The sequence below is a fragment of the Streptomyces alkaliterrae genome, from assembly GCF_007097205.2.
Lineage (GTDB): Bacteria > Actinomycetota > Actinomycetes > Streptomycetales > Streptomycetaceae > Streptomyces > Streptomyces alkaliterrae.
This window is the reverse complement of sequence record NZ_VJYK02000062.1, coordinates 1-21,584: the sequence shown is the minus strand read 5'-3', so window position 1 is coordinate 21,584 and position 21,584 is coordinate 1. Positions and strand designations below refer to the sequence as shown.

The 21,584-nt window shown below is 72.7% G+C and carries 21 protein-coding genes; 14 read left to right on the top strand and 7 right to left on the bottom strand.

Going from position 1 to position 21,584, the window contains the following annotated elements; all coding sequences use genetic code 11:
- Positions 1 to 143: 143 nt before the first annotated feature.
- Positions 144 to 563, top strand: a complete 420-nt coding sequence (locus FNX44_RS08515; RefSeq protein WP_143647383.1) for a PaaI family thioesterase — start codon at positions 144 to 146, stop codon at positions 561 to 563.
- A 24-nt stretch (positions 564 to 587) separates the two neighbouring features.
- Here the strand turns inward: FNX44_RS08515 and FNX44_RS08510 are convergent, their stop codons facing one another.
- Both FNX44_RS08510 and FNX44_RS08505 read right to left on the bottom strand, forming a co-directional pair.
- Complete coding sequence (locus tag FNX44_RS08510; protein ID WP_143647382.1) at positions 588 to 1,010, bottom strand: NUDIX hydrolase; 423 nt, start codon at positions 1,008 to 1,010, stop codon at positions 588 to 590.
- Positions 1,007 to 1,444: an ATP-binding protein gene (locus FNX44_RS08505; RefSeq protein WP_143647381.1), complete on the bottom strand. Its 438-nt coding sequence runs from the start codon at positions 1,442 to 1,444 to the stop codon at positions 1,007 to 1,009. The genes FNX44_RS08510 and FNX44_RS08505 overlap by 4 nt, the downstream gene beginning before the upstream one ends.
- 224 nt (positions 1,445 to 1,668) lie before the next feature.
- Here FNX44_RS08505 and FNX44_RS08500 point away from each other — a divergent pair, with 224 nt between their 5' ends.
- Positions 1,669 to 2,532 carry a helix-turn-helix domain-containing protein gene (locus FNX44_RS08500; protein ID WP_143647380.1) on the top strand — a complete coding sequence of 288 codons (864 nt, stop codon included), beginning with the start codon at positions 1,669 to 1,671 and terminating at the stop codon, positions 2,530 to 2,532.
- Between the two features lie 16 nt (positions 2,533 to 2,548).
- Positions 2,549 to 2,749, top strand: coding sequence for a DUF397 domain-containing protein (locus FNX44_RS08495; protein WP_323369160.1), 201 nt, complete (start codon positions 2,549 to 2,551; stop codon positions 2,747 to 2,749).
- 22 nt (positions 2,750 to 2,771) lie between these two features.
- On the opposite strand, the gene FNX44_RS08490 is transcribed toward FNX44_RS08495, so the two are convergent.
- Positions 2,772 to 3,191, bottom strand: coding sequence for a VOC family protein (locus FNX44_RS08490; RefSeq protein WP_143647378.1), 420 nt, complete (start codon positions 3,189 to 3,191; stop codon positions 2,772 to 2,774).
- Between the two features lie 133 nt (positions 3,192 to 3,324).
- On the opposite strand from FNX44_RS08490, the gene FNX44_RS08485 reads away from it, so the two are divergent.
- Complete coding sequence (locus FNX44_RS08485) at positions 3,325 to 3,687, top strand: hypothetical protein (RefSeq protein ID WP_143647377.1); 363 nt, start codon at positions 3,325 to 3,327, stop codon at positions 3,685 to 3,687.
- The gene (locus FNX44_RS08480; RefSeq protein WP_143647376.1) at positions 3,684 to 4,655 is read left to right on the top strand and encodes a tyrosinase family protein; all 972 of its coding nucleotides are present in this window, start codon (positions 3,684 to 3,686) and stop codon (positions 4,653 to 4,655) included. The genes FNX44_RS08485 and FNX44_RS08480 overlap by 4 nt, the downstream gene beginning before the upstream one ends.
- Before the next feature lie 151 nt (positions 4,656 to 4,806).
- Here FNX44_RS08480 and FNX44_RS08475 read toward each other — a convergent pair whose 3' ends face one another.
- Together FNX44_RS08475 and FNX44_RS08470 are read right to left on the bottom strand one after the other, a co-directional pair.
- On the bottom strand, positions 4,807 to 6,018 hold the full coding sequence (locus FNX44_RS08475) for a PucR family transcriptional regulator (RefSeq protein WP_143647375.1): 1,212 nt from the start codon (positions 6,016 to 6,018) through the stop codon (positions 4,807 to 4,809).
- Positions 6,019 to 6,020: 2 nt separating this feature from the next.
- Entirely contained in the window at positions 6,021 to 6,209 is a 189-nt protein-coding gene (locus tag FNX44_RS08470) for a hypothetical protein (protein ID WP_143647374.1), read from the bottom strand.
- A gap of 241 nt (positions 6,210 to 6,450) precedes the next feature.
- On the opposite strand from FNX44_RS08470, the gene pgfA reads away from it, so the two are divergent.
- The 9 genes from pgfA (at position 6,451) to FNX44_RS08425 (ending at position 18,593) form a co-directional block, all read left to right on the top strand.
- Entirely contained in the window at positions 6,451 to 7,395 is a 945-nt protein-coding gene (gene pgfA / locus FNX44_RS08465) for a cell envelope lipid trafficking protein PgfA (RefSeq protein WP_143647373.1), read from the top strand.
- A gap of 519 nt (positions 7,396 to 7,914) precedes the next feature.
- Positions 7,915 to 9,138 (top strand): glycosyltransferase family 4 protein, encoded by a 1,224-nt coding sequence (locus tag FNX44_RS08460; protein ID WP_143647372.1) that lies wholly within the window; start codon positions 7,915 to 7,917, stop codon positions 9,136 to 9,138.
- Positions 9,139 to 9,148: 10 nt separating this feature from the next.
- Positions 9,149 to 9,889: a class I SAM-dependent methyltransferase gene (locus FNX44_RS08455; protein WP_143647371.1), complete on the top strand. Its 741-nt coding sequence runs from the start codon at positions 9,149 to 9,151 to the stop codon at positions 9,887 to 9,889.
- Between the two features lie 154 nt (positions 9,890 to 10,043).
- Positions 10,044 to 14,324 carry an alpha-(1->3)-arabinofuranosyltransferase domain-containing protein gene (locus tag FNX44_RS08450; RefSeq protein WP_407699168.1) on the top strand — a complete coding sequence of 1,427 codons (4,281 nt, stop codon included), beginning with the start codon at positions 10,044 to 10,046 and terminating at the stop codon, positions 14,322 to 14,324.
- The gene (locus FNX44_RS08445) at positions 14,321 to 15,607 is read left to right on the top strand and encodes a condensation protein (RefSeq protein WP_143647369.1); all 1,287 of its coding nucleotides are present in this window, start codon (positions 14,321 to 14,323) and stop codon (positions 15,605 to 15,607) included. Before FNX44_RS08450 ends, FNX44_RS08445 begins: the two co-directional genes overlap by 4 nt.
- Positions 15,604 to 16,419 carry a class I SAM-dependent methyltransferase gene (locus FNX44_RS08440; RefSeq protein ID WP_143647368.1) on the top strand — a complete coding sequence of 272 codons (816 nt, stop codon included), beginning with the start codon at positions 15,604 to 15,606 and terminating at the stop codon, positions 16,417 to 16,419. The genes FNX44_RS08445 and FNX44_RS08440 overlap by 4 nt, the downstream gene beginning before the upstream one ends.
- Positions 16,420 to 16,433: 14 nt before the next feature.
- On the top strand, positions 16,434 to 17,594 hold the full coding sequence (locus FNX44_RS08435; RefSeq protein ID WP_323369159.1) for a DMT family transporter: 1,161 nt from the start codon (positions 16,434 to 16,436) through the stop codon (positions 17,592 to 17,594).
- Positions 17,584 to 17,796, top strand: coding sequence for a Trm112 family protein (locus tag FNX44_RS08430; protein ID WP_143647366.1), 213 nt, complete (start codon positions 17,584 to 17,586; stop codon positions 17,794 to 17,796). The genes FNX44_RS08435 and FNX44_RS08430 overlap by 11 nt, the downstream gene beginning before the upstream one ends.
- On the top strand, positions 17,793 to 18,593 hold the full coding sequence (locus FNX44_RS08425; RefSeq protein WP_143647365.1) for an FkbM family methyltransferase: 801 nt from the start codon (positions 17,793 to 17,795) through the stop codon (positions 18,591 to 18,593). The genes FNX44_RS08430 and FNX44_RS08425 overlap by 4 nt, the downstream gene beginning before the upstream one ends.
- Before the next feature lie 281 nt (positions 18,594 to 18,874).
- Here the strand turns inward: FNX44_RS08425 and dnaG are convergent, their stop codons facing one another.
- Both dnaG and FNX44_RS08415 read right to left on the bottom strand, forming a co-directional pair.
- A complete protein-coding gene (gene dnaG / locus FNX44_RS08420) occupies positions 18,875 to 20,785 on the bottom strand; it encodes a DNA primase (RefSeq protein WP_143647364.1) in 1,911 nt (636 codons plus the stop codon).
- An 84-nt stretch (positions 20,786 to 20,869) separates the two neighbouring features.
- On the bottom strand, positions 20,870 to 21,364 hold the full coding sequence (locus tag FNX44_RS08415; protein WP_143647363.1) for a GNAT family N-acetyltransferase: 495 nt from the start codon (positions 21,362 to 21,364) through the stop codon (positions 20,870 to 20,872).
- Positions 21,365 to 21,584: the final 220 nt, after the last annotated feature.

Below are 21,584 nucleotides of genomic sequence, written 5' to 3'. Positions count from 1 at the left end.
GGCCGCCCTGTCCCCCGCCGACCGCACCACCCTCCGCGACCTGCTGCGCCGCATGCTCGGCGGCGACGCCGCGCCTGCACCGACGGCTGAGTGACCGTCACCGCGCCGTTGCCAACGGCCGCCCCGCCGACCACAATCCGAGGGTGCCCCTCACCCTCTCCCTCACCGAAGCGAACCGCATCCTCAGCGACCAGTTCGCCCCCTGGATCGTCGACCTCGGGCTCACCGTCGAAGACCTCGACGAGCGCCGCGCGGTCCTCCGCCTCCCCTGGTCCGACCGCCTCGCCCGCGACGGCGGCGGACTCTCCGGTCAGGCGCTGATGGCCGCCGCCGACACCGCCACCGTCATCGCCGTGTCCGCCGCGCGAGGGGCCTACGGCCCCATGACCACCGTCCAGCAGTCCACCTCCTTCCAACGCGTCCTGCGCGACACGGACGTACTGGTGTCCGCCGCCGTCAACAAACTCGGCCGCCGCATGGCCTTCGCCGACGTCACCATGACCGCCGACGGCTCCGACACCCCCTCCGCCACCGCCAGCACCCTCTACGCCCTCCTGGACTGACCGGCCCCTCCGGTCTCCGGTCCCTCACACGCTTCCGGCGCGCAGCGCACGCACCTCGCACCGCTCTCCCTCCGCCACCGCCAGCGCGACGCGCGTCCGCCGCGCCACCTCCGGCGCGAGGTACAGCCCGAGATGGCCCGGCCGCGCCCACCCCCACGGCGCGGCCGCGCCTGCGGCGATGGCTTCCGGCGCACCGTCCGGCGCTCCCGCGTCGCACACCAGGTGGAGCCCGTCCGCCGCGCTGTCCACGCCGACGACCACACTCGCGTCGGCGCGTACGCCGGTCCGCGCGAGCAATGCGCGCCGCGCCGCGGACCCGACGCACTCCCCCACCCGCAGGCGAGTCCCCGGCGGCCGCCAACCGCCGAACCCGTCCGCCACCAGCAGCACGTCCCCGCTGCCCGGATGGCTGAGCAAGACGTGCACCCGCACGGTCGGCACCATCACGCCGCCCTTCTGCCACGGGCGCCACGGGTCTCCCAACCCACCCGGAACCACACGCACTTACCGCCCGGCAGGCTCTCGTATCCGACGTCTGCCGCCAGCCCCCTCAGCAACCAGAGCCCGCGCCCGGCCTCGGCCATCCAGTCCGGCGACTTGATCACCGGTGGCCGGGCGGAACGGTCGACCACCCCGACCCGCACACCGCCCGTCTCGCGGCAGGCGGTCAACCGGCAGCGCCGGTCCGGCACATGGCGACACACGTTGGACAGCAACTCGGAGACGCCGAGCCGAACCACGTCCACCGCCTCGTCGTCAGCGCCCCACTCGCGAACGACCGCCGCCACGTCCTCCCGCCACGCCCGCACAGCCGCCACCTCGGCCACCAACTCCCAGGCGTAGCCACCCTCGCACCCGAAGGGATGGTCAAGAACCCTCATCAGCGCCTCCAGCGCTCGGTTCGCATACCGCCATGCGAAGAGATCCGACGGCACGTTTGGTGCCGTGCGACACACAGAGAGTGACAACACTTCGCACGTGACACAAGATGCTCAGCAACAATGTTGCAACGAAGCACTCGTGTGAGTGAGAGGTCACCTCAACGTCGCCCTTCTCCCCGAGACTTGCGGGAAGCTGGCGCTCGGAGACGAGGAGAGTGGGAGACATGGCAGGTCAACCCCGACCGACGGTTCGGCGTCGACGCCTGGGTTCGGAGCTGCGCCGCCTACGCGAAGCCGCCGGCATCAAGATGGAACAGGCAGCGGCACGCATCGACGGCGACAAGCCGAAGATCTCCCGAATCGAGAACGGCCGCATCAGCGTGCGGCGACTGGAGATCGAGGCGCTGCTCGACCTGTACGGCGTCACCGACCGCCGCACCGTCACTTCCCTTGTGACCCTCGGGAAGGAGAGCCGCAGGAAAAGTTGGTGGCACCAGTACGGCCAGAACCTGACGCCCGACTTCCAGGAATGGCTCGACCTGGAGGACGACGCTGTTCGCATCCACAGCTACCAGCCGTTGCTGGTACCCGGACTGCTCCAGACACCGGCCTACGCGCACGCGACGATCCGAAGCGCCGAACGCTCCGCCACAAGCGACGAGGTTCATGATTTCGTGGCCACGCGGATGACACGACAGGCCATCTTCGAACGCACCAACCGTCCGCAGTACGTGTGCATCCTCGACGAAGCCGTGCTCCATCGAGAGATCGGAGGCCCGGGTGTACTCGCCGCACAACTTCAGAAGCTTGCCGAGGTGGCCAGCCCACCAGAACTGACCGTGCAGGTCGTGCCGTTCAACCAGGGCTGGCACGCGGGCCTGAACGGCGGCTTCAGCCTCTTCACCTACCCCGACCCTATGGACCTTGACGTCGTGTCCGTGCAGTACATGGACGGGATGCTCTACTTGGAGGAAGATGAAAGCGTCGAGCGATACCGGATGGCCTTCGACCAGCTGCGAGCCTCAGCCCTATCGTCTCGGCAGTCGATTGAACTGATCTCGCGGCTGGCGCGGGACCTTGAGAGATAGCCAGAGGCTGGGCATGATGCGGCATCACCTTCCCGAGGACGAGTGGCGCAAGTCGTCCTACAGCCCTGACAACGGCGGCAACTGCCTGGAGACCCAGCCAGCGCCAGGCGAAGGCGTCGCGGTCGGGGACTCGAAGGACCGTGCACGGGGCGCTTTTGTCTTCCCGGCCGACACCTGGGCGTCGTTCGTGAAGGGCGTCAAGAGCGGCGACCTGTAACCCCGCGCCGCTGAGGCCCGCTCTACTCGGGCGCCCCACCCAACGCGCCGCCCTTGTCGTTGAGTTGCACGAGATCCCAGCGGTTGCCGTAGAGGTCGCGGAAGACGGCGACCGTGCCGTACGGCTCGTGTCGGGGTTCCTCCTCGAAGACCACCCCGGCCGCGCACAGCCGCGCGTGGTCCCGCTCGAACGCGTCGGTGTTCAGGAACCAGCCGACGCGTCCGCCGGTCTGGTCTCCCACCCGCCCCACCTGCGTGTCGGTCGCCGCCCGAGCCAGCAGCACGCCGGTCTCCCGGGCTCCGGGTGGCGCGACCACCACCCACCGCTTTCCCTCCTCGAGCCGGGTGTCCTCCAGCAGCCGGAAGCCGAGCACGTCGACGTAGAAGGCGATGGCCTCGTCATAGTCGCGTACGACGACAGTCACCAGTCCGATGTAGGCCATCGCAAGAGGATGCCATCCACGGGTTGAGAACGGCCCGCCCTCCCCGGTCACCCGGATGGGCCGGGCCGGGGGGCGAGGAGTTCGAAACGCGGCGAGCATCAGGCCGCGGGGCGGTATGGATGTGGAGGCGGCTATGGGACCGGAGGAACTGGCCGGTGCGGCCGATCCGGCGGTGCTCGGCGGGTATCTCGCCGAGGTGGCCCCGGCGGACGACGGCCACGCGCACGGGCCGGTCACGACGGTGCGGGAGGACACGTTCGAAGGGCACCGCATCGTGCTGCGGACGACCTACGAGATCACCGTCGACGACGAGCCGCTGCCGGTGCATCTGATGGTCGCTGACGACGGCACGGTGCACTGCCACGCGCTGCCGAACTTCCAGTTCCACTCCGCGCTGGCCTCGATCCGGGCGCTGATCCGCAGCTATCCGGACGACTTCGCGCCGGGGGACGGGGAGCCGCACAGGGAGCACCGGCTTGGAGGTGGTGGACGATGACCGCCGTCCGGCACAACGTGCTGACCGACGCGGGTGCGCGGGACGCGTACGCCCGGGGTGTGTTGCTGCTCAAGCGCGAGGTCTCCGGCTTCACGACGGACCAGTTCGGCATCCCTGGCGCCAGCCGGCCGGTCCGGACCTACGACCTGTTCGTGATCTGGCACTGCCTGGCGATGCGGACGGCGATCCCGCCGGGCGGTGAGTGGTGGGTCCGCAACGCCGCGCACAGCGGACCGGTGTTCCTGCCGTGGCACCGGCTGATGCTGGCCGTACTGGAGTTCCAGCTGCAACGGGTGCTGGACGACGAGGAGTTCGGAATCCCGTACTGGGACTGGTCGGTGGACGGGTCGCTGCCGGCACCCGGGGACGCGCCGTTGTGGCGGCCGGAGTGCATGGGCGGGCAGGGCGATCCGGTCGCCGACGGGCCTTTCGCCTTCGACGACCAGGACCCGGGCACGTTCCGGGTGTTGCTGGAGACGGACATGTTCGTCAACCTGCGGCAGACCGACCGGGGGTTGCGGCGGGCCTTCGGCCGGGAGGCGGCGACGCTGCCGAACGCCGTGGATGTCGGCGAGGCGTTCAACACGGCGCCCCCGTTGGGCGATCCGACGCTGGCCCGTTACGACTCGCGGCCCTGGTTGGCGGGTTCGCCGGGCTTCCGGAGCCGTCTGGAGGGGTACAGCGGCCCGGGTCTGCACAACCAGGTGCACCGCTGGGTCGGCGCCGACATGACACTCGCGTCCTCCCCCAACGACCCGGTGTTCTATCTGCACCACGCGAACGTCGACCGGCTCTGGGAGGCGTGGATGAACCGCAACGGGCGGGTGTACCTGCCGTCGGCGAACGAGCCCGAGACCATGCTGGGCGGCCGGATCGACGACGCGCTGATGTCCCCGTTCGGGCTGCGGGCCCGTCCCCGCGACCTGCTCGACCTGAGCGCGCTCCACACTTACGACACGGTGCCGTGAACGGGTGGGCGCGACGGAAAGGCGTCGGGTGACACAGGTCGATCAGGCCCGACGCCTGGGCGTGCGGGCTGAGCTGCTTGTCCAGCCCGCCGACGTCGAGCGGCAGCACGCCTGATCCCGGGCCGAGCCGCCGCCGGGACCGGCGGGCGGGTCAGCCGAGGTCGCCGCGGAGGCGTTTGGCGCGGAGGACGAGTTCGAGCTGGAAGCGGTGGTCGGGGTCGTCGATGCCGTCGCCCCACAGTTCGCGGATCTGGCGGAGCCGGTAGCGGACGGTCTGCGGGTGGACGCCCAGCCGGGTGGCGATCTCCGGGGCGCCGCCCCGGGTCTCCAACCAGGCGAGCAGGGTCTCGGCGAGTCGGCGGCCGTGGGCGGTGCCGCAGTCGTTGAGGGGTGCGAGCAGGCGGCGGCCGAGATCGTCGATGAGTTCGCGGGGCGGGAGGAGGACCAGCGCCTCGGTGTGTTCGGTGCAGTCGACGAGGCCGCCGCCGGGAAGCAGGCCGTCCTCGATGAGGGAGACGGCCTGCTGGGCCCAGCGCAGTGACTTCGCGGCCTGCTCGAGCGGTACGGGTGGGCCGACTGCGCCGTGCCAGCCGGAGACGGTGCGGCGCAGCAGTTCGGCGCGGCCGGCCGCGTCCGGTTCGGGGACGACCAGGATCGGCCGTTCGCGCTCCATGTCGAGCAGGACGTCCGGGCCGACGGCCGGGGGGACGGCCTCGCGGGCCGGGCGGAGCAGCACGGCGACGGCGACCGTCTCCGGCAGGGCCCAGCCGATCCGGGCGGCGCGTTCGGCGATGGCGGCCGGGGAGGGCGGCTCCTCGTCGTGTTCGGCCAGCAGCAGGTCGAGCAGGCCGCGCTGGAGGCGCAGCCGCTCGCCGGCGCGGCGGGCGGCGGCCTCCGCGTAGCCGCGTACGGACTCGGCGACCAGGCCGTCCAGGTACTGGAAGCCGGACTCGGCGAGTTCGTACATGGCGGGAGCGGGGATCTGCACCTCCTGGCCGATCTCGGCGAGGCGGCGCCAGGCGAGGCGGACGCCGAGCCGGTAGATCGCCTGGAGGGAGTCCAGGCTGCGGCCCTCCAGGAGTTCCCCGCGGCCGAACTCCTGGAACACCGGTGGGTGCACGTGGGGGTGGCCCAGCCCGGTGGCGAGGTGTTCGACGAAGTGCTCGAGGGCGCGGCGGATGCCGATGAGGGACATCGGCACACCGTTGCTGTCGAGGATGACGGGCAGGCCCGGGTACTCCTGGCGGATCTCGCGCAGGATGTCCTGCGCGAGCACCGGGATCTCGCCCCGGGCCAGCTCGGTGAAGCGCCGTACCTGCGCGTCGGGCACCGCGCGCCAGGCGGAGCCGACCTCGGTCTCCATGGTCACTCCTCGGCGGACGCCGCCGCGTCGGAGGAGCGGGCTTCTTCGGGCGAGTGCTCGGGGAAGTACACGAGCGGGACGTTCGGCTGCTCGGGGGTCGCACTCAGCAGCGACACGACGCCGACAGCGGCCCCGACGGCGAGGATGGCCGCTGCGACGCAGGTCAGAGCGGCTGCGAGGAGTCTGTGCATGGCGCGGCGGACCTCTCAATGGGATGTGGTTCGAGTATCCCGGTCACCAGCGGTCGCCCCCGACACCAGTTCTCTGCTGAGTCTGGAAGGGCATTGACGTGCTGTCAAGGGTTCGCTTACGGTCACCGGCCACGGCAGGCTTACTCGCCGCCTTCACTTCTCGAAGACAGCTCGAAGACATCGCGAAGAAGATCTCGAGACATCCTCGAACGCGCGACTTCATCCTCTGGGAGCACCCGCCATGCGCCGTTCCGCCTCACCTCTGTCGCTGATTCTGTTGGGAATCGGCGTGTTTCTGCTGGTCCTGGGCCCGATGCTGGCCTGGTACGTGGAGCCGCGCGCCAAGCGCACTCCGATCGACGTGGACCAGACCACGGTCTTCAACGGGACCGGAACGTACTTCGACCAGTCGAGCGTCAGGACCCGCGACAACGAGCCGCTGACCATCACCCGCCGGGTGATGGGCAACGTGGCCGAGAGCGAGCGCAACGGCGTCGCGGTCTGGGACGTGTCGACGACGATCGACACCGAGACCACGCTCAAGCGCCGCGATCCGCGCAAGTCGCTCCAGTGGACGACCGAGCGCTGGGTGTCGGATCGGGAGACCAACCGGCCGGTGCACTGCTGCGGTGAGACGCCGAAGAAGATCCAGGGCGAGGCGTACCTGAAGTTCCCGTTCGGCGTCGAGGAGCGGGACTACCGCTGGTGGGACTCCACGCTCGGCGACGCGGTGACCGTGAAGTACGACAAGAGGGTCAAGGTCAAGGGCTACGAGGGCATGCGGTTCACGGCGACGGTCGAGGCGACCCGCACCGGAAGCCGGCAGGTGCCCGGCGCGCTCCTCGGCGTGGAACGGCCGCAGGTCATGGCCGAGGAGTGGTACGAGAACGGCGGGATCGAACTGGTCGTCGACGAGGCCACCGGACGCATCCTCCGGGCGAAGATCGCCCCCAAACTGACGTTGCGCGCACCGGGCGGCGCCGAGAAGGGCGCCGTCACGCTGTTGGAGAGCGGCGGGATCGTCTTCGACGACAAGACGCAGGAAGCCCAGGTCAAGCAGGCCAAGGCGGACAGCAAGAAGCTGCGCACGGTCGGCACGACTGCGCCGGTGGCCTCGGGCGCGGCCGGTACCGCGTTGGCGCTGGCCGGCGGTGTGCTGCTGATCCGCGGACGCCGCGAGGAGTGAGCCCGGGGCCGAGCGGCCCCACGAACCCCAGGAACACCGACGCGGGGCGGCGGAGCCACACACCCAGAGGGGGCTCCGCCGCCCCGCGCCGGCGGCGCGCCCGCGCCCGGTTCGCCGAGACGTCACCGCGAGATCGGCGAGACCCAATCGAGACATGGTGTCGTAACACTGGACCTCACGCGTACTGGCCAGTAGAAAGCTGGTAGGAGCGCGTTGTCAGGCCGACTTCAGGCCAGATTCCCTGCCCTGGATGACAAGAACCGAACCCCGCGAAATCGGAAATTGTCATCTGAGTGAGTAGCCGCCGACCATCGGGCCGCGAAAACTGAGCACACTCGATCGCCAGCTGCCCCCCGGCGGTCATCCAGTTCGTACACACCAAGCAACACCGAAGAAGGGCCACCGGCGCCGGTACGGCGTTCGAGCCCCTCCCCCACCGCATCCGTACACAGCACCGAGCCGTACCCAGCCACCCCCGCATCCCCAGCCATCCGCAACCCGAGACGAGTTGGAGCGCCCATGCCCCAGCACGTGCCGCCGGTCGCCCCCTCCGTCACGTCCCTCGTTCCGCGTCAGACGACGGAGGCGGCCACCGCAGCGCCCGCCGTCCAAGCGCCCCCCACACCGCGCAGGATCGTCTTCCTCGCCCGCCGGGATCTCGACAACCCGGCGGCCGGCGGATCCGAGCTGCTGATCGACCGCATCGCCCAGGGTCTGGTGGCCCACGGCCACCAGGTGACCCTGGTGTGCGGCGGCCCCGCCGCCTACCGCGACTACCGCGTCGTCTCCGCCGGCGGCGACGCCGACCACTTCCTCCGCGCCAAGCGCGCGCTCAACCGCCAGGTCGGCGACTGCGACCTGCTGGTGGAGGTGTCCAACGGGCTGCCGTACCTGGCCCCGCTGTGGCACCGGGGTCCCACGATGTGCCTGGTCAACCACGTGCACACCGAGCTGTGGGGGATGCGCTACCCGGCGCCCGCCGCACGGCTGGGCCGCAAGCTCGAACACTGGGCGCTGGCCGGCACCCACAAGGAGAACCTGCTGGTCGCCGTCTCCGGTTCCACCGCCGGGGCGCTGCGCGACCTCGGCGTGCCCGGCGAACGCATCCGCATCGTGCACAACGGTGTCGAGCGGCCGGCGGCGCTGCTGCCGAAGTCGCCCGAGCCGCTGTTCGTCGCCGTCGGACGCCTCGTCGAGTACAAGCGTGTGGACCTGCTGCTCCGACTGTGGGAGCGGGTGCGGCCGGTCACCGGCGGCCGGCTGGTCATCATCGGCGACGGCCCCGAGCGCGCGAACCTCGAGGCGGCCGCCGGGCCGGACGTCACCTTCACCGGACACGTCTCGGAGGCCGAGAAGCACCGGCTGCTGTGCGAGGCGTGGCTGCTGCTGCACCCCTCGGCGATGGAGGGCTGGGGCCTGGTGGTGATGGAGGCCGCCGCGCGCGGCACCCCCGCCGTCGGCTTCGACATCCCCGGACTGCGGGACTCCATCGTGGACGGCTCCACCGGGCTGCTCGCCCGCGGCGAGAGCTCCTTCGCCGCCGCGTGGTGCTCGCTCGCGCTGTCCAACCAGCGGCGGGAGCTGATGGGTTCGGCCGCCGCGCGGCGCGCCGAGTCCTTCGGCTGGGAGCACACCGTGCGGGCCTTCCGCTCGGTGGCGGCCGAGGCGTACCGGCGGGCGACCGCCGGACGCGGCGTCGCGTCCGTGGGCACCCGCCCGGCGCGCCACCCGGCCGGGCGGTGAGGAGCCGCACGTGAAAGACCCCTCCATCCGTCGGTCGTTGACGCTGTTCCGGGCGTTCATGAACGAGCAGTCGGAACCCGAGCACTGCTACGGACTGCTCGCCCGGGACGCCGTCTCGCAGGTCGAGCGGTACGAGCCGCTGGCCGGACGGACCGTGCTCGACATCGGCGGCGGCTCCGGCCATTTCACCGAGGAGTTCCGGCGGCGCGGCGCGCGCTGCTACCTCTTCGAGCCCGACCCCGCCGAACTCGGCGCGCACGGCCGCCGCACCCCCGGCGCCGTGCTGGCCGACGGCTATCTGCTGCCGGTCCCCGACGGCACGGCCGACGTCTGCTTCTCCTCCAACGTGCTGGAGCACGTCGCCGACCCGCAGACCTTCATCAGCGAGATGGTCCGGGTCACCCGCCCCGGCGGGCTGATCTACCTCTCCTTCACCAACTGGTACTCCCCCTGGGGCGGCCACGAGACCGCGCCCTGGCACTACCTCGGCGCCGCCCGGGCCCGTGCCCGCTACGAGCGGAAGCACGGCCGGCCGGCCAAGCACACTCTCGGCGAGAACCTGTTCGCCGTTCACGTAGGCCCCACCTTGCGTCATGTCCGGTCGCGTGACGACGTGCAGGTCGTCACCGCCCGCTCCCGCTACTGGCCCTTCCTGGCCGGTGCGATTACCCGCGTCCCGGGCGTGCGCGAGATCGCCACCTGGAACCTCCTTCTCATTCTTCGGCGGTGTCCCCATGTCGACGAGCACTGATGCCACGCTCCACCTCACGCCCGGCGGGCGTGGGCGGAGCCCGGGAGATCCGGGATCTCCGGGATCACCGGAAGAGCGGCCGCGCTCCAGGCGATGGCTGTTCGGTTTCTTTGCCGTCGTCCTGCTCTGCTTCGTCATCGCCGCTCCGGGGCTGATGACCTTCGAGACGAAGCTGGGGGTCGCGCTCGACCCCTGGAAGTTCCTCGGGCAGTTGGGCGACATCTGGTCGGACGAGGCCGGCTTCGGCGGCATCACCAACCAGTACATCGGCTACCTCTTCCCGATGCTCCCCTTCTACCTGGTCACCGATCTGCTCCAGATACCGGTGTGGCTGGCCGAGCGGCTGTGGCTCGCGCTCGTGGTGACCACCGCGTTCTGGGGCGCGCTGCGACTGGCCGAGCGGCTGCGGATCGGCTCCTCGTCGACCCGGCTGCTGGGCGCCGCGGCGTACGCGCTGTGGCCGACGTTCACCATCATCGTCGGCTCCACCTCGGCCGGCGCGCTGCCCGGCGCGGTGCTGCCGTGGGTGCTGCTGCCGCTCACGTCCGAGAAGCTCAGCGCCCGCGCGGCGGCGATGACCTCGGCGCTGATCATCCCCTTCATGGGCGGGGTGAACGCGGCCTCCACCCTGGCCGCGCTGCTGCCCGTCGGTCTCTACCTGCTGTGCCGCACCGGTGAGCGCCGCTGGCGGCTGCTGGCCTGGTGGGTGCCGGGCGTGATCCTGGCGACGCTGTGGTGGGTGATCCCGCTGCTGCTGCTCGGCTCCTACGGCGTGGACTTCATGCCGTACGTCGAGCAGGCGTGGAACACCACCAGCACGATGTCGGCCGCGGAGATGCTGCGCGGCGCGGGCAACTGGGTCGCCTACCTGAACTTCGGCGACGCCTGGCTACCGGCCGGCTGGCTGCTCGCGACAAGCGTGCTGGCCATCCTCGGCACCTCGCTGGCCGCCGCGTTCGGGCTCGCCGGGCTCGCCCGCCGGGACATGCCGGAGCGCCGCTGGCTGGTGCTGACCGTCGTCACCGTCGGCGTCATCATGCTGGCGGGCTACGCCGGTTCACTCGGCGGCCCGTTCGCCGGTGAGGTCCAGGGCTGGCTGGACGGCGCGCTCAAGCCGTTCCGCAACATCTACAAGTTCCAGCCCGGTCTCGCGCTCGCGCTGGCGCTCGGTCTCGCACACGTGGTGAACGTCGCCGCGCGCCGCAGCGCCGAGCGTCGCGGCCGGGCCGCCGGCCGGGTGCCGGGACGCCGGCTGGTGCCGGTGCTGGCCGCCGCGCTCGTGCTGCCCGCGATGGCGCTGCCGTACGCCAACGGCGACGTGCTCCAGCCGGGCGGGTTCAAGGACCTGCCCAAGCACTGGAAGGACACCGCCGACTGGCTCGCCGACAACTCCCCGAAGACGCGCGCGCTGGTCGTCCCGGCCACCGCGCACGGCGTCTACACCTGGGGTTCGCCGATCGACCAGCCGCTGCACGTGCTCGCCAAGTCCCCCTGGGCACAGCGCGACTACGTGCCGTTCGGCCCGGCCGGTGAGCGCCGCGCGATGGACGCCGTCGAGCAGGCGCTGATGACCGGCGGCACGGTGCCGGGCCTGGCCGACTTCCTCGGCCGCGCCGGCGTGCACAACGTCGTCGTGCGCAACGACCTCGACCCCGACCAGGTCGGCTACGTGCCGCCGCAGACCGTCAAGCGGACGCTGGAGTCCTCCGGCTACCGCCTGGTGAAGGCGTACGGGCCGCTGACGACCGGCGGACGCATCCCCGAGAACACCCCGATCAACATCCAGGGCTTCTACCCGCGCCAGCGCGCGGTGGAGATCTACGCGCCCGTCGAGGCGCCGCGCCCGCCGCGCGTCGCCGCGCTGCCCGTCGCCGACACCGCGCAGGTCAGCGGCGGCCCCGAGTCGCTGCTGCGGCTGTCCGCCGACCCGGAGTTCCGGGACCGGCCGGTGGTGCTGACCGGCGACGAGTACCCGGGTCTGAAGTCGCCGTCGCTGCACGTCCAGGCGGACGGGCTGCGCCGCAACGACACCCGGTTCGGGCTGGTGAACAGCAACACCTCCTACACCTACACCCGCGACGAGAGGAACCACCCGAACAGCCTCCAGGACGCCGGCAAGGAGCCGAAGCAGATCCTGCCGAGCACCGACGTGAACCACCAGACGGTCGCCGAGTTCGACGGCGCCAAGTCGGTGACCGCCTCCAGCAGCGGCAGCTGGCTGTTCCACCTGCCGCAGTTCGACCCGGTGCACGCCTTCGACGGCGACCCGAGCACCGGTTGGGCCGAGGCCAACGTCGACGGCGGCAAGGACGAGTGGATCCGGATCGACTTCGACGAGCCGACCCGAATCCCCTCCACCATCCGCCTGACCCCGCTGAAGCCCGACGGCATCCGCCCGGACGTCACCTCGGTGAAGATCACCACCGACAAGGGCAGCCAGGAAAGCGTGCTCAAGACCAACGGCGAGCAGCAGAAGGTCAAGGCGCCCGCCGGACTGGCCAAGTGGCTGAAGGTCACCATCACCGGCGTGCAGGAGCACCGGGCCGGACTGACCGGCGCCGGCTTCGCCGAGATCTCCGTCCCCGGTGTCCAGGTGAGCCGGAAGCTCGTCCTGCCGAACGACGCGCCGCGCGACTCCACGGACGGCGAGATCGTCTCGCTGCACCGCGCCACCGACCAGGGCGGCCTCAACCCGGCCGGCGCGGAGAACGGGCTGCACCGCGAGTTCCAGTCCGCGCGCGGCGGCAAGTACACCTTCAAGGCGACCGCCACCGCCGTGCCCGGCCGGGCCTTCGACGAGCTGATGGACGAGGTGGCGCCCGGGAGCCGCGACCGGGTGCGGGCCAGCGCGGACTCGGTGAGCCCCACCGGGGTCTCGCTCAGCGCCCGCAACCTGGTGGACGGCGACCTCACCACCGCGTGGATCGCCGGCGACAAGCCCGTCATCCGGCTGACCTGGCCGGTGCCGCGCGCGGTGGACTCGGTGGTGCTCTCCGCCGCCGGCGGGGTCTCGTCCCGCCCGACCGAGGTGCGCATCACCTCGCCGGACGGTGCCGTGACCACCTCCGTCGACAAGAACGGCTGGGCGCGGTTCGACGCGATGACCACCGACCAGCTGGAGATCGAGATCACCGGCACCGCGCCGGTCACCCTGCACAACCCGGTCGCCGGCGACCGGCTCGAGCTGCCCGTCGGCCTCAACGAGGTCTATCTGCCGGCCCTGGCGGACCTGCGGGTGCCCGCGCCGCCGGCGTCGGCGAAGTTCCGGCTGCGCTGCGGTGATGGCCCGGCCGTCGCCGTCAACGGGACGCTGCACGCCACCAAGGTCTCCGGCACCATCCGCGACCTGAAGGAGCGTCGCCCGGTCGACGTCGAGCTGTGCGCCGGCGACGAGCAGGACGGCAACGTGGAGTTGAAGTCCGGCACGAACACGATCCGCACGGCGGGCAGCGGCCCGCTGGCCATCACCGACCTCACCCTCACCGCCGGGGACACCACCCCGCGCGGCGCGGCCGCCCGCTCGGTCGACGCCGGTGACTGGGCCGGCAGCAGCCGCCGGGTCGAGGTCGGCTCCGGCGAGGCCTCCTACCTGCGGACGCACATGGCGTTCAACAAGGGCTGGACCGCCAAGTTGGACGGCGAGAAGCTCACCGCGCTGCGGCTGGACGGCTGGCAGCAGGGCTTCCTCATCCCGGCCGGCGCCGGCGGCGTCGTCACCCTGGAGTACACCCCGGCGGGCTACTACACCGGCGGTCTGATCGGCGCCCTCGCCGGACTGCTGCTGCTGATCGGCCTGGCGTTCGTCCGCCGGAGCGCGGGCGCCCCGCTCGGTGCGCAGCCGACCCCGCCGGCCCCCTCGTGGGTGCTGGGCGGCGTGGTGCTGACACTGGCCATGGCGGTCGTGTCCGGCCCGTACGCACTGATCGTTCCGGCACTCGCGGTGCTGGCCTGGTGGCGGCCGAAGCTGCTGTCGCCGCTGGCGCTGGTCGCGATGGCCGGTGCGGGCGCGGTGGCCGCGACGGGCGCGGGCGAGGGATTCCTGTCCGGCGGCGGCGCGTTCAGCTGGCCGGCGCAGGCGCTCGCACTGCTCGCCCTGGCGGCGGCACTGGTCAGCGCGCCGACGGCACGTCAGACTGGGGAGGACGTCGGCGGCGGCGAACCGGCCGCCGACGGCAGGCCGGCCACGGCCGTACCGCCGCGGCCGCGCCCGGCCGAGGCACCGACCGTGCGGCAGCCGGCGGTGGTCCCGGCCGGCGAGGCACCCGCTCCGGCGCAGGCCCCGGTTCCGGCACCCGCTCCGGCTCCGGTGAACGCGCCGACCCGCGCGGCGTCCGGTGACGGCCCGGCCGACGGACCCAGTGCGCCCAGCACGGCGGCGCCGCTCTCCAAGGAGACCGGCGCGGCCCGACCCCCCGGGGAGGAACCCACTCGATGACCCCTCAGCGGATCCCGTTCCCGGTCGTGGACGAGATCTCCCGCCACACCGTCGTCGACGGTGAGCCGGAGAACGTCCACCTGGAACTCCACCTGCCGGGCCGGCTCGACCCCGCACGGCTGCGCAAGGCCGTGCGGGAGGCGCTGCTGCGCCACCCGAGAGTGCTGGTCCGACAGGCGCCGGGACGCTGGTGGCACCGCTCGTACGAGTGGGAGCTGACCGACGAACCCGACGTCGATCCGGTCTCCTGGCCCGGCGGCACGCTCGCCGAGGCCAGGGAACGGGCCGTGACCGGGATCCCCCCGCTGGCCGTCTCGCCGCCGATCCGGTTCGAGGTCGTCGAACCGCCGGCGGCGGACGGCGGCGGCTCGGTGATCGTGGTGTGCCTGAACCACACCGCGCTGGACGGCCCCGCCTGCCTGCGGGTGCTGGCCACCGCCGCCGAGTTGTACAGCGGCGTCGACAACTCGCCGGCCGTCGCACCGCCCCGCGCGGCGCGACCGGCCGGCGAGCCGGTGCCACCGGCCCGCTCCACATGGGCCAGGCCGGCCCGGATAGCCACCGACCGCCGGGAGCCGGGCCGCCGCCCGGTGTCCGGCAACGGCGCGCTCGTCACCGAGCTGCCGCTGCCGGCCCGCCCGCGCGGCGGGCCGTACACGGTGAACGACCAGCTGCTCGTGGCCACCTTCCTGACCGTCGTGCGCTGGAACCGGGAACACGGGCGCCGCGCCCACCCGGTGCGGATCACGATGCCGGTCGACGACCGGCCCCGCACCGCCGACATGCCGATGGGCAACGGCACCCGGCTGGTGGAAGTCACCTTCGGCGACGAGGAGCGGACCCCGGACGACATCCCGGCCCTGCTGCGCGCCACCGCCGCCAGGACCCGCGCCCTCAAGACCCGCAGCCGCTCCCAACTCGGCATGGGAGCAGGCCTGTTGACTACCCCCGTGGTACCCGTCGGGGTACGGGCGGCGGCCACCCGCGCACTGCGGGTCGCGGCGGCGCCCTGGGCGTCCACCACGCTGCTCTCCAACCTCGGCCGGATCCCCTATCCCCTGGACTTCGGCGACGCCGGACGAACCACCGCCGTGTGGGTCTCCGCGCCCGCCCGGATGCCGCGCGGGCTCGCCCTGACCACCGTCTCCACCGGCGGCAAGCTCCAACTCGTGGTCCGCTGGTCGCGCGAACTGCTCGACGACGCGGCGGGGAACCGGTTCGGCGAGGTCTTCGCCGAGTCGCTGGCCGCCACCGCACACCGCGATCCGGAGGTCGCCCCATGACCGCCCGCACCGAACCGACCACCGGGTCCACCGGGTCCACCGGGTCCACCGGGTCCACCGGGTCCACCGGGTCCACCGGGTCCACCGGGTCCGCCGGGGACAGCCTGCAGCGGCTCTACGAGGACCCGGCCACACCCGTCGCGTCCGGCCCCGACCGGTCCCGTCGCCAGGCCCGCATCCTCGCCGCCGCGCTCGCCGACCGGACCGAGCCCGGCGTGGTGCTCGACATCGGCTGCGGCGACGGCAGCGCGGCCGCCACCGCCGCCCCGATGCTGCGCCCCCACCGGCTGGTCGGCGTCGACTGGTCGCAGGACGCGCTGCGCCGGGCCAGCCGCCACCTGACAGCCGTACGCGGCGGACTCACCGACCCCGGGCTGCCCTTCGCCACCGGTTCGGCCGACGCGGCCCTGTTCAGCGAGGTCATCGAGCACCTCGTCGACCCGGACGCCGCACTCGACGAACTGCGGCGGGTCCTGCGGCCCGGCGGCCACCTGCTGCTGTCCACACCGAACCTGGCGGCCTGGTACAACCGCGGCCTGCTGCTCGCCGGTGTGCAGCCGGTGTTCTCCGAGGTGTCGATGCGCGGCATCCACGGCCGGCCCGGCTCCCAGGTCGTCGGCCATCTGCGGCTGTACACGGCCCGGGCGCTGCGCTCGATGCTGCCCGCCGCCGGCTTCGACGTCGTGAAGATCACCGGGGCGCCGTACCACGACGTGCCCAGGCCGCTGCGGCCGCTGGACCGACTCGCCTGCCACGCGCCCTCACTCGCGTCGATCCTGCTGGTGCACGCCAGGCGACGGGAGGGCGACTAGCGGTGTGGTGGGGTGTGGTCGCGGCACTGCTGGCCAACCTGCTCTTCAGCATCGGTTTTGTGGTGGAGAAGCGGGCGCTGTCCGCGCTGCCGCCGCTGTCCGCCGCCCGTCCCACGCAGGTGGTGCTGCATCTGCTGCGCAGCCCGTTGTGGATCGTCGGCGCCGGCGCGCTCGGCCTCGGCTTCGTCGCCCAGCTCGCCGTCTACCGGACGCTGCCGCTGATCGCCGCGCAGGGGCTCTTCGTCACCGGCCTGGTGATGTTGCTGCTGCTGTCGTCGATCTTCCTAGGCGAGGAGTCCAGCGGCGGCGAGCGCCGGTCGATGGTGCTGATCCTGCTCGCGCTCGTGATGATCGTCGTCTCGCTGCGCGGCGAGGAGGAGCCGATCAGCCGGCACGCGCCGACGGCGCCGCTGCTGCTGGTGTGCGTCCCGGCGATCCTCGCCGGGCTGGCGCTGTTCGCGACCGCCGAGCGACGCTCGCGGCGCCGCCACCGGCTGCCGACAAGCGGCGTGCCGTACGGCGTGGCCGTCGGCTTCCTGTACGGCGTCAGCTCGCTCGCGATCAAGGGCGTGGCCGGGCATCTGGACACCGGCGACCTCGGCGGCAGCGCGCTGGCCGTACTGACCTCCCCGTACCCGTACCTGCTGCTGGTCACCGGGTCGTCCGGGCTGGTGCTTTCGCAGACCGCGCTGCAGCGCTGCCGGGCCTCTCTGATCGTCCCGGTGTGCACCACCGTCACGTTCCTGTTCACCGTCGCCGCCGGCACGTTGGTGTTCGCCGAGCCGCTTCCCGACGACCCGCTGCGGCTGGCTCTGCGGCTCGGCGGTTCGGCGCTCGCCGTGACCGTGCTGCTCGCGCTGCCCCGCCACGAGACGGGGCAGGACGAGCCCGGCCCCGAGGCGCCGCCGGGTCCGGCGGCGGCCGCCGCCGTCGCGCCGGTGCCCCCGGCCCCGGCGCCGCCGGACCCGCCGCGCTCCGTCGGACCGCCGCCGCCCGCCGGGCCGGCGTCGCCTCTCGGGGCGCCGTCGTCCGTCGGGCTTCGAAGATCCGTGCCGCGTCCGAGTGTCGACCGTCCCGCCCGAGGGCCCGCCGACGAGCGGCCCGTCGGCCGGGCGGTCGACGTCACCCGACCCGTTCGTCACCCCCACGAGGAAGGCACCCGCCATGTCACCTGACGACCCGCTGCTGAAGATCCTGGTCTGCCCGCTCGACAAGGGCGAGCTCCTGCTGGTGGAGGACGGCGACGCCCTCTACAACGCGCGGCTGCGCCGCCGCTACCCCGTCGTCGACGGCATCCCGCAGCTTCTCCCCTCCTCGGGCGAGCCGGTGAGCGAGGAGGAGCACAAGCGCTACGGCGACCGAGTCGGCGCCCCGTGACCCTCGCAGCCCGGATCGGACCACGGCTGCCCCCGGCGCTCGTCGCACGGGCGGCCGCAGCGGTGTACCCGCGCTTCGAACCCGAGCTGCGGCGCATCGCCGACTTCTGCCCACCCGGCGGCACAGCCGTCGACATCGGGGGCTGGTACGGGCCGTGGACCCGTCGGATGGCGCGCCGCGCCCAGCGGGTGGTGACCATCGAGCCCGTCCCGCACCTGGCCCGGCTGCTGCGGGCCACCACCGGGGACAACGTCCGCGTCGTGCAGGCCGCCGCCACCGACCACACCGACGGCGCCACGCTCTGGCTGCCGCCCGGCGGCCGGGGCGACCGGGGCGTCTCCTCCCTGGTACGCCGGGGCGACCTGCACGGGACGCGGATCGACGTCGCGAGCGTGCGGGTGGACACCCTGGAGCTGTCGGACGTCCGGCTGATCAAAATCGACGTGGACGGCAGCGAGGAGGCGGTACTTCGCGGGGCGCGGGACACCATCGCCCGCTGCCGGCCGTCGCTCCTCGTCGAACTGGAGGTGCGCATCCAGCCGCCCGGGCCCGTGGTCGAGCTGCTCGCGGACTGGGGCTACACCGGCTGGGTGCTGCCGGACCGCGACTGGGTGCCGCTGCGGGACTTCGACCTGGCCCGCCACCAGCGGCTCACCGGACACGTCGCCGAACACGGCCTGCTGCGCAGGGCCCTACGCCCACGCCCCCGCTACGTGAACTCCGTCCTCTTCCTTCCGGCGGGCCTACGGCCCGGGGGCCTCCCGAACAGCCCACCGCCGCCCGGCCGCAGGCCCTGACACCCCCGGGCGGGCCTCCGCGCGGAGCCCGCGTCGAGGCCCGCCCGATACGCCGAACCGACCGCGTCCAGCGTCCACAGGCCCGGGGCCCACACGGCGGGATCCGCGCGGGAGTCTGCCCGGGAGAGCCGCAGGGCGGGTCCGCACCGCACGTCCCGCGCGACAAGAGTCCGGACGCGGGGATCAACGCCGCAGATCCGCGCGGCGAGAGCCCGCGGGGCGCGGTCACCGCGGTCGATCGCAGCCCGGTCGGCGCGCCGGGATGGCACCGGAGGTGCACCTCAGAGGGCTGCCGCGCCTCGTTCGCGCAGCGCTGTCGCGTAGCGCTGGAGTACCCACAGCTCCTGCCACAGCGGGGCCGACTGCTCGCTCGCGCCCTGCGCGTCCAGCCGCCGGGCCGTGCCCTCGATCTCCGCCGAGCGGGACCGGACCGCCGCCAGGCGTACGGCCACCAACTGCTGCCCGGCGTACGCCTCGTCGGGCTCCCCGCCGCCGGGGCACCGCAGCGACTCCACGGCGAGTTCGGTGACCAGCTTGCGGACCGTGTCGTCCGGGGCGGCGTCCATCACCCGGGACAGGAAGTCCGGGCCCGCCGCCTCCGTGCCGCCGGCCGCCTCGATCGTGGTGCGCACCACCGCGTACGGCTCGGCGGTGAACTCGTCGGCGCCGTACGCGTCGAACACCGGCGACACCAGCTCCGGGTACTGCAGCGCCACCTTCAGCAGCTCGCGTTCGACGAGCTGGCCCGGGCGGCGCAGATGCAGCGGCGGTCCGCTGATCCGGGGCGCGGCGGGAGTCGGCGGACCGGCGGACGCCGCGCCCCTCGCGGGCCCCGCGCCAGGTGGGCCGCCCCGCCCGTTCTCCCGCTTCCAGCGGGCCAGTTGGCCGACCCGCCGCACCACGAACTGGGTGTCCAGGATGCCGAGCAGACCGGCCAGCCGCACCGCGTACTCGTGCTGGAGCGAGCCGTCCTTGATCCGCGCCACGATCGGCGCGGCGGCCTCCAGCGCCGCCGAGCGGCCCTCCGCGCTGTCCAGGTCGTGCTGGTCCACGACCTGCCGCAGCGCGAACTCGAACAGCCGCGACCTGCCGTCCACGAGTTCCCTGACCGCCGCGTCCCCCTTGGAGAGCCGCAGCTCACAGGGGTCCATGCCGCCGGGACTGATCGCGATCGAGGTGCGGGCGGCGAACTTCTGGTCGTCCTCGAACGCCCGCAGCGCAGCCTTCTGACCGGCCGCGTCGCCGTCGAAGGTGAAGATCACCTCGGTCCGGGAGTTGTCCATCAGCAGCCGCCGGAGGATCTTGATGTGGCCCTCGCCGAACGCCGTACCCGACGTGGCGATGGCCGTCGTCACCCCGGCCAGGTGGCAGGCCATGACGTCGGTGTAGCCCTCGACGACCACCGCCCGGCCCTCCTTGGCGATGTCCTTCTTCGCCAGGTCGATGCCGTACAGCACCTGGGACTTGCGGTAGATCGGCGTCTCGGGGGTGTTGAGGTACTTGGGCCCGTTGTCGTCGTCCCGCAGCTTGCGCGCGCCGAAGCCGACCACCTCGCCGGTGATGTCGCGGATCGGCCACATCAGCCGGCCCCGGAAGCGGTCGATCGGGCCGCGCCGCCCGTCCTGCGAGAGCCCCGACAGCACCAGCTCCCGGTCGGTGAACCCGCGGCCGCGCAGGAAGCGGGTCAGATGGTCCCAGCCGGCGGGCGCGTAGCCGACGCCGAAGTGCCGCGCCGCCTCCTGCTCGAAGCCGCGCTCCGCCAGGAACACCCTGCCGATCTGCGCCTCCGGCGAGTCCAACTGCTCCGCGTAGTACTGCGCCGCCGCCTTGTGCGCCTCGACCAGCCTGGTCCGCTCGCCCTGCTGGCTCGCCCGGCCGTAGCCGCCCTCCTCGTAGCGCAGCGTGACGCCGGCCTGCGCGGCCAGGCGCTCCACCGCCTCCGCGAAGCTGAGGTGGTCGACCTTCATCACGAACGCGATGATGTCGCCGCCCTCCTGGCAGCCGAAGCAGTGGAAGAGGCCCTTGGCCGGGCTCACGTAGAAGGAGGGCGACTTCTCGTCGTGGAAGGGGCACAGCCCCTTCAGGTTCCCCCCGCCGCCCGGCCGCAGCTGAAGGTACTCCGAGACGACGGCGTCCACCGGGATGGCCTCCCGCACCGCCCGCACGTCCTCGTCGTTGATCCTTCCCGCCACGCGGCAAGTCTACGGCTCACGCCGAAGCTCCCGGCGCCGCGCTCGGCTCCGGGCCCGTCCGGCGGGCCCGGAGCGGCCCGGTGCTCAGCCCAGCTCGCGGCGGAACTCGCGGCGGAAGACGTAGTGCGGGCCGACGCCCTCGATCTGGAACTCCTCGCCGACCGTGCGGTAGCCGTGCCGCTCGTAGAAGGCCCGCGCCTCCGTCCGCCCGTTGCACCACATCACGTCGGCGCCCCGGCGCCGCGCCTCCGCCTCCCCGGCGGCCAGCACGGCGGCACCGTACCCCTGCCCGCGCGCCCGCGACGCGCTCGCCATGCCCCGGATCCGGTAGGCGGCACCGCTGTCCTCACCCGGGGCCTCGCCCCGGACCTCGCCCGGGAACGGCTCGGGATAGAAGCTCCCACAGCCCAGGACCTCGGCGACGCCGGTCGCGTCCTCCCCGTACGCGGCGATGTGGAACGCGCCCGGCGACCCGTCCTCGGCGAACCGGGCCGACTCCGCCGGCAGCCCCGGCCGCAGCACCTCCCAGCGCAGCCGGAACACCTCGTCAAGCGGTACGACGGACGCACGTATGGCCATGCCGCCAGCCTATGCGCCCGGCGCCGCCGCCGAGCACACTCCCGCACCGGGCGACAAGCCCGTCTCAGAAACCGGACGCACGACCCTAGGGGCCGGGCTGTTCCTTGCCTCACACTGGTTCCCGGTACTTGCACGTCGCCCGTGTCCGGCAGCGATCACCCTGGAGGTCGCCCTCGTGCAGTCTCTGAGCCCGGCCGCCGCAGCCGTCCCCGCACCGGCC

Coding starts and splice junctions, on each gene's coding strand:
- FNX44_RS08505 (WP_143647381.1), bottom strand. CDS start 1,444: ATGAGGGTTCTTGACCATCCCTTCGGGTGCGAGGGTGGCTACGCCTGG.
- FNX44_RS08500 (WP_143647380.1), top strand. CDS start 1,669: ATGGCAGGTCAACCCCGACCGACGGTTCGGCGTCGACGCCTGGGTTCG.
- FNX44_RS08495 (WP_323369160.1), top strand. CDS start 2,549: ATGCGGCATCACCTTCCCGAGGACGAGTGGCGCAAGTCGTCCTACAGC.
- FNX44_RS08490 (WP_143647378.1), bottom strand. CDS start 3,191: ATGGCCTACATCGGACTGGTGACTGTCGTCGTACGCGACTATGACGAG.
- FNX44_RS08485 (WP_143647377.1), top strand. CDS start 3,325: ATGGGACCGGAGGAACTGGCCGGTGCGGCCGATCCGGCGGTGCTCGGC.
- FNX44_RS08480 (WP_143647376.1), top strand. CDS start 3,684: ATGACCGCCGTCCGGCACAACGTGCTGACCGACGCGGGTGCGCGGGAC.
- FNX44_RS08475 (WP_143647375.1), bottom strand. CDS start 6,018: ATGGAGACCGAGGTCGGCTCCGCCTGGCGCGCGGTGCCCGACGCGCAG.
- FNX44_RS08470 (WP_143647374.1), bottom strand. CDS start 6,209: ATGCACAGACTCCTCGCAGCCGCTCTGACCTGCGTCGCAGCGGCCATC.
- pgfA (WP_143647373.1), top strand. CDS start 6,451: ATGCGCCGTTCCGCCTCACCTCTGTCGCTGATTCTGTTGGGAATCGGC.
- FNX44_RS08460 (WP_143647372.1), top strand. CDS start 7,915: ATGCCCCAGCACGTGCCGCCGGTCGCCCCCTCCGTCACGTCCCTCGTT.
- FNX44_RS08450 (WP_407699168.1), top strand. CDS start 10,044: ATGACCTTCGAGACGAAGCTGGGGGTCGCGCTCGACCCCTGGAAGTTC.
- FNX44_RS08445 (WP_143647369.1), top strand. CDS start 14,321: ATGACCCCTCAGCGGATCCCGTTCCCGGTCGTGGACGAGATCTCCCGC.
- FNX44_RS08440 (WP_143647368.1), top strand. CDS start 15,604: ATGACCGCCCGCACCGAACCGACCACCGGGTCCACCGGGTCCACCGGG.
- FNX44_RS08430 (WP_143647366.1), top strand. CDS start 17,584: ATGTCACCTGACGACCCGCTGCTGAAGATCCTGGTCTGCCCGCTCGAC.
- FNX44_RS08415 (WP_143647363.1), bottom strand. CDS start 21,364: ATGGCCATACGTGCGTCCGTCGTACCGCTTGACGAGGTGTTCCGGCTG.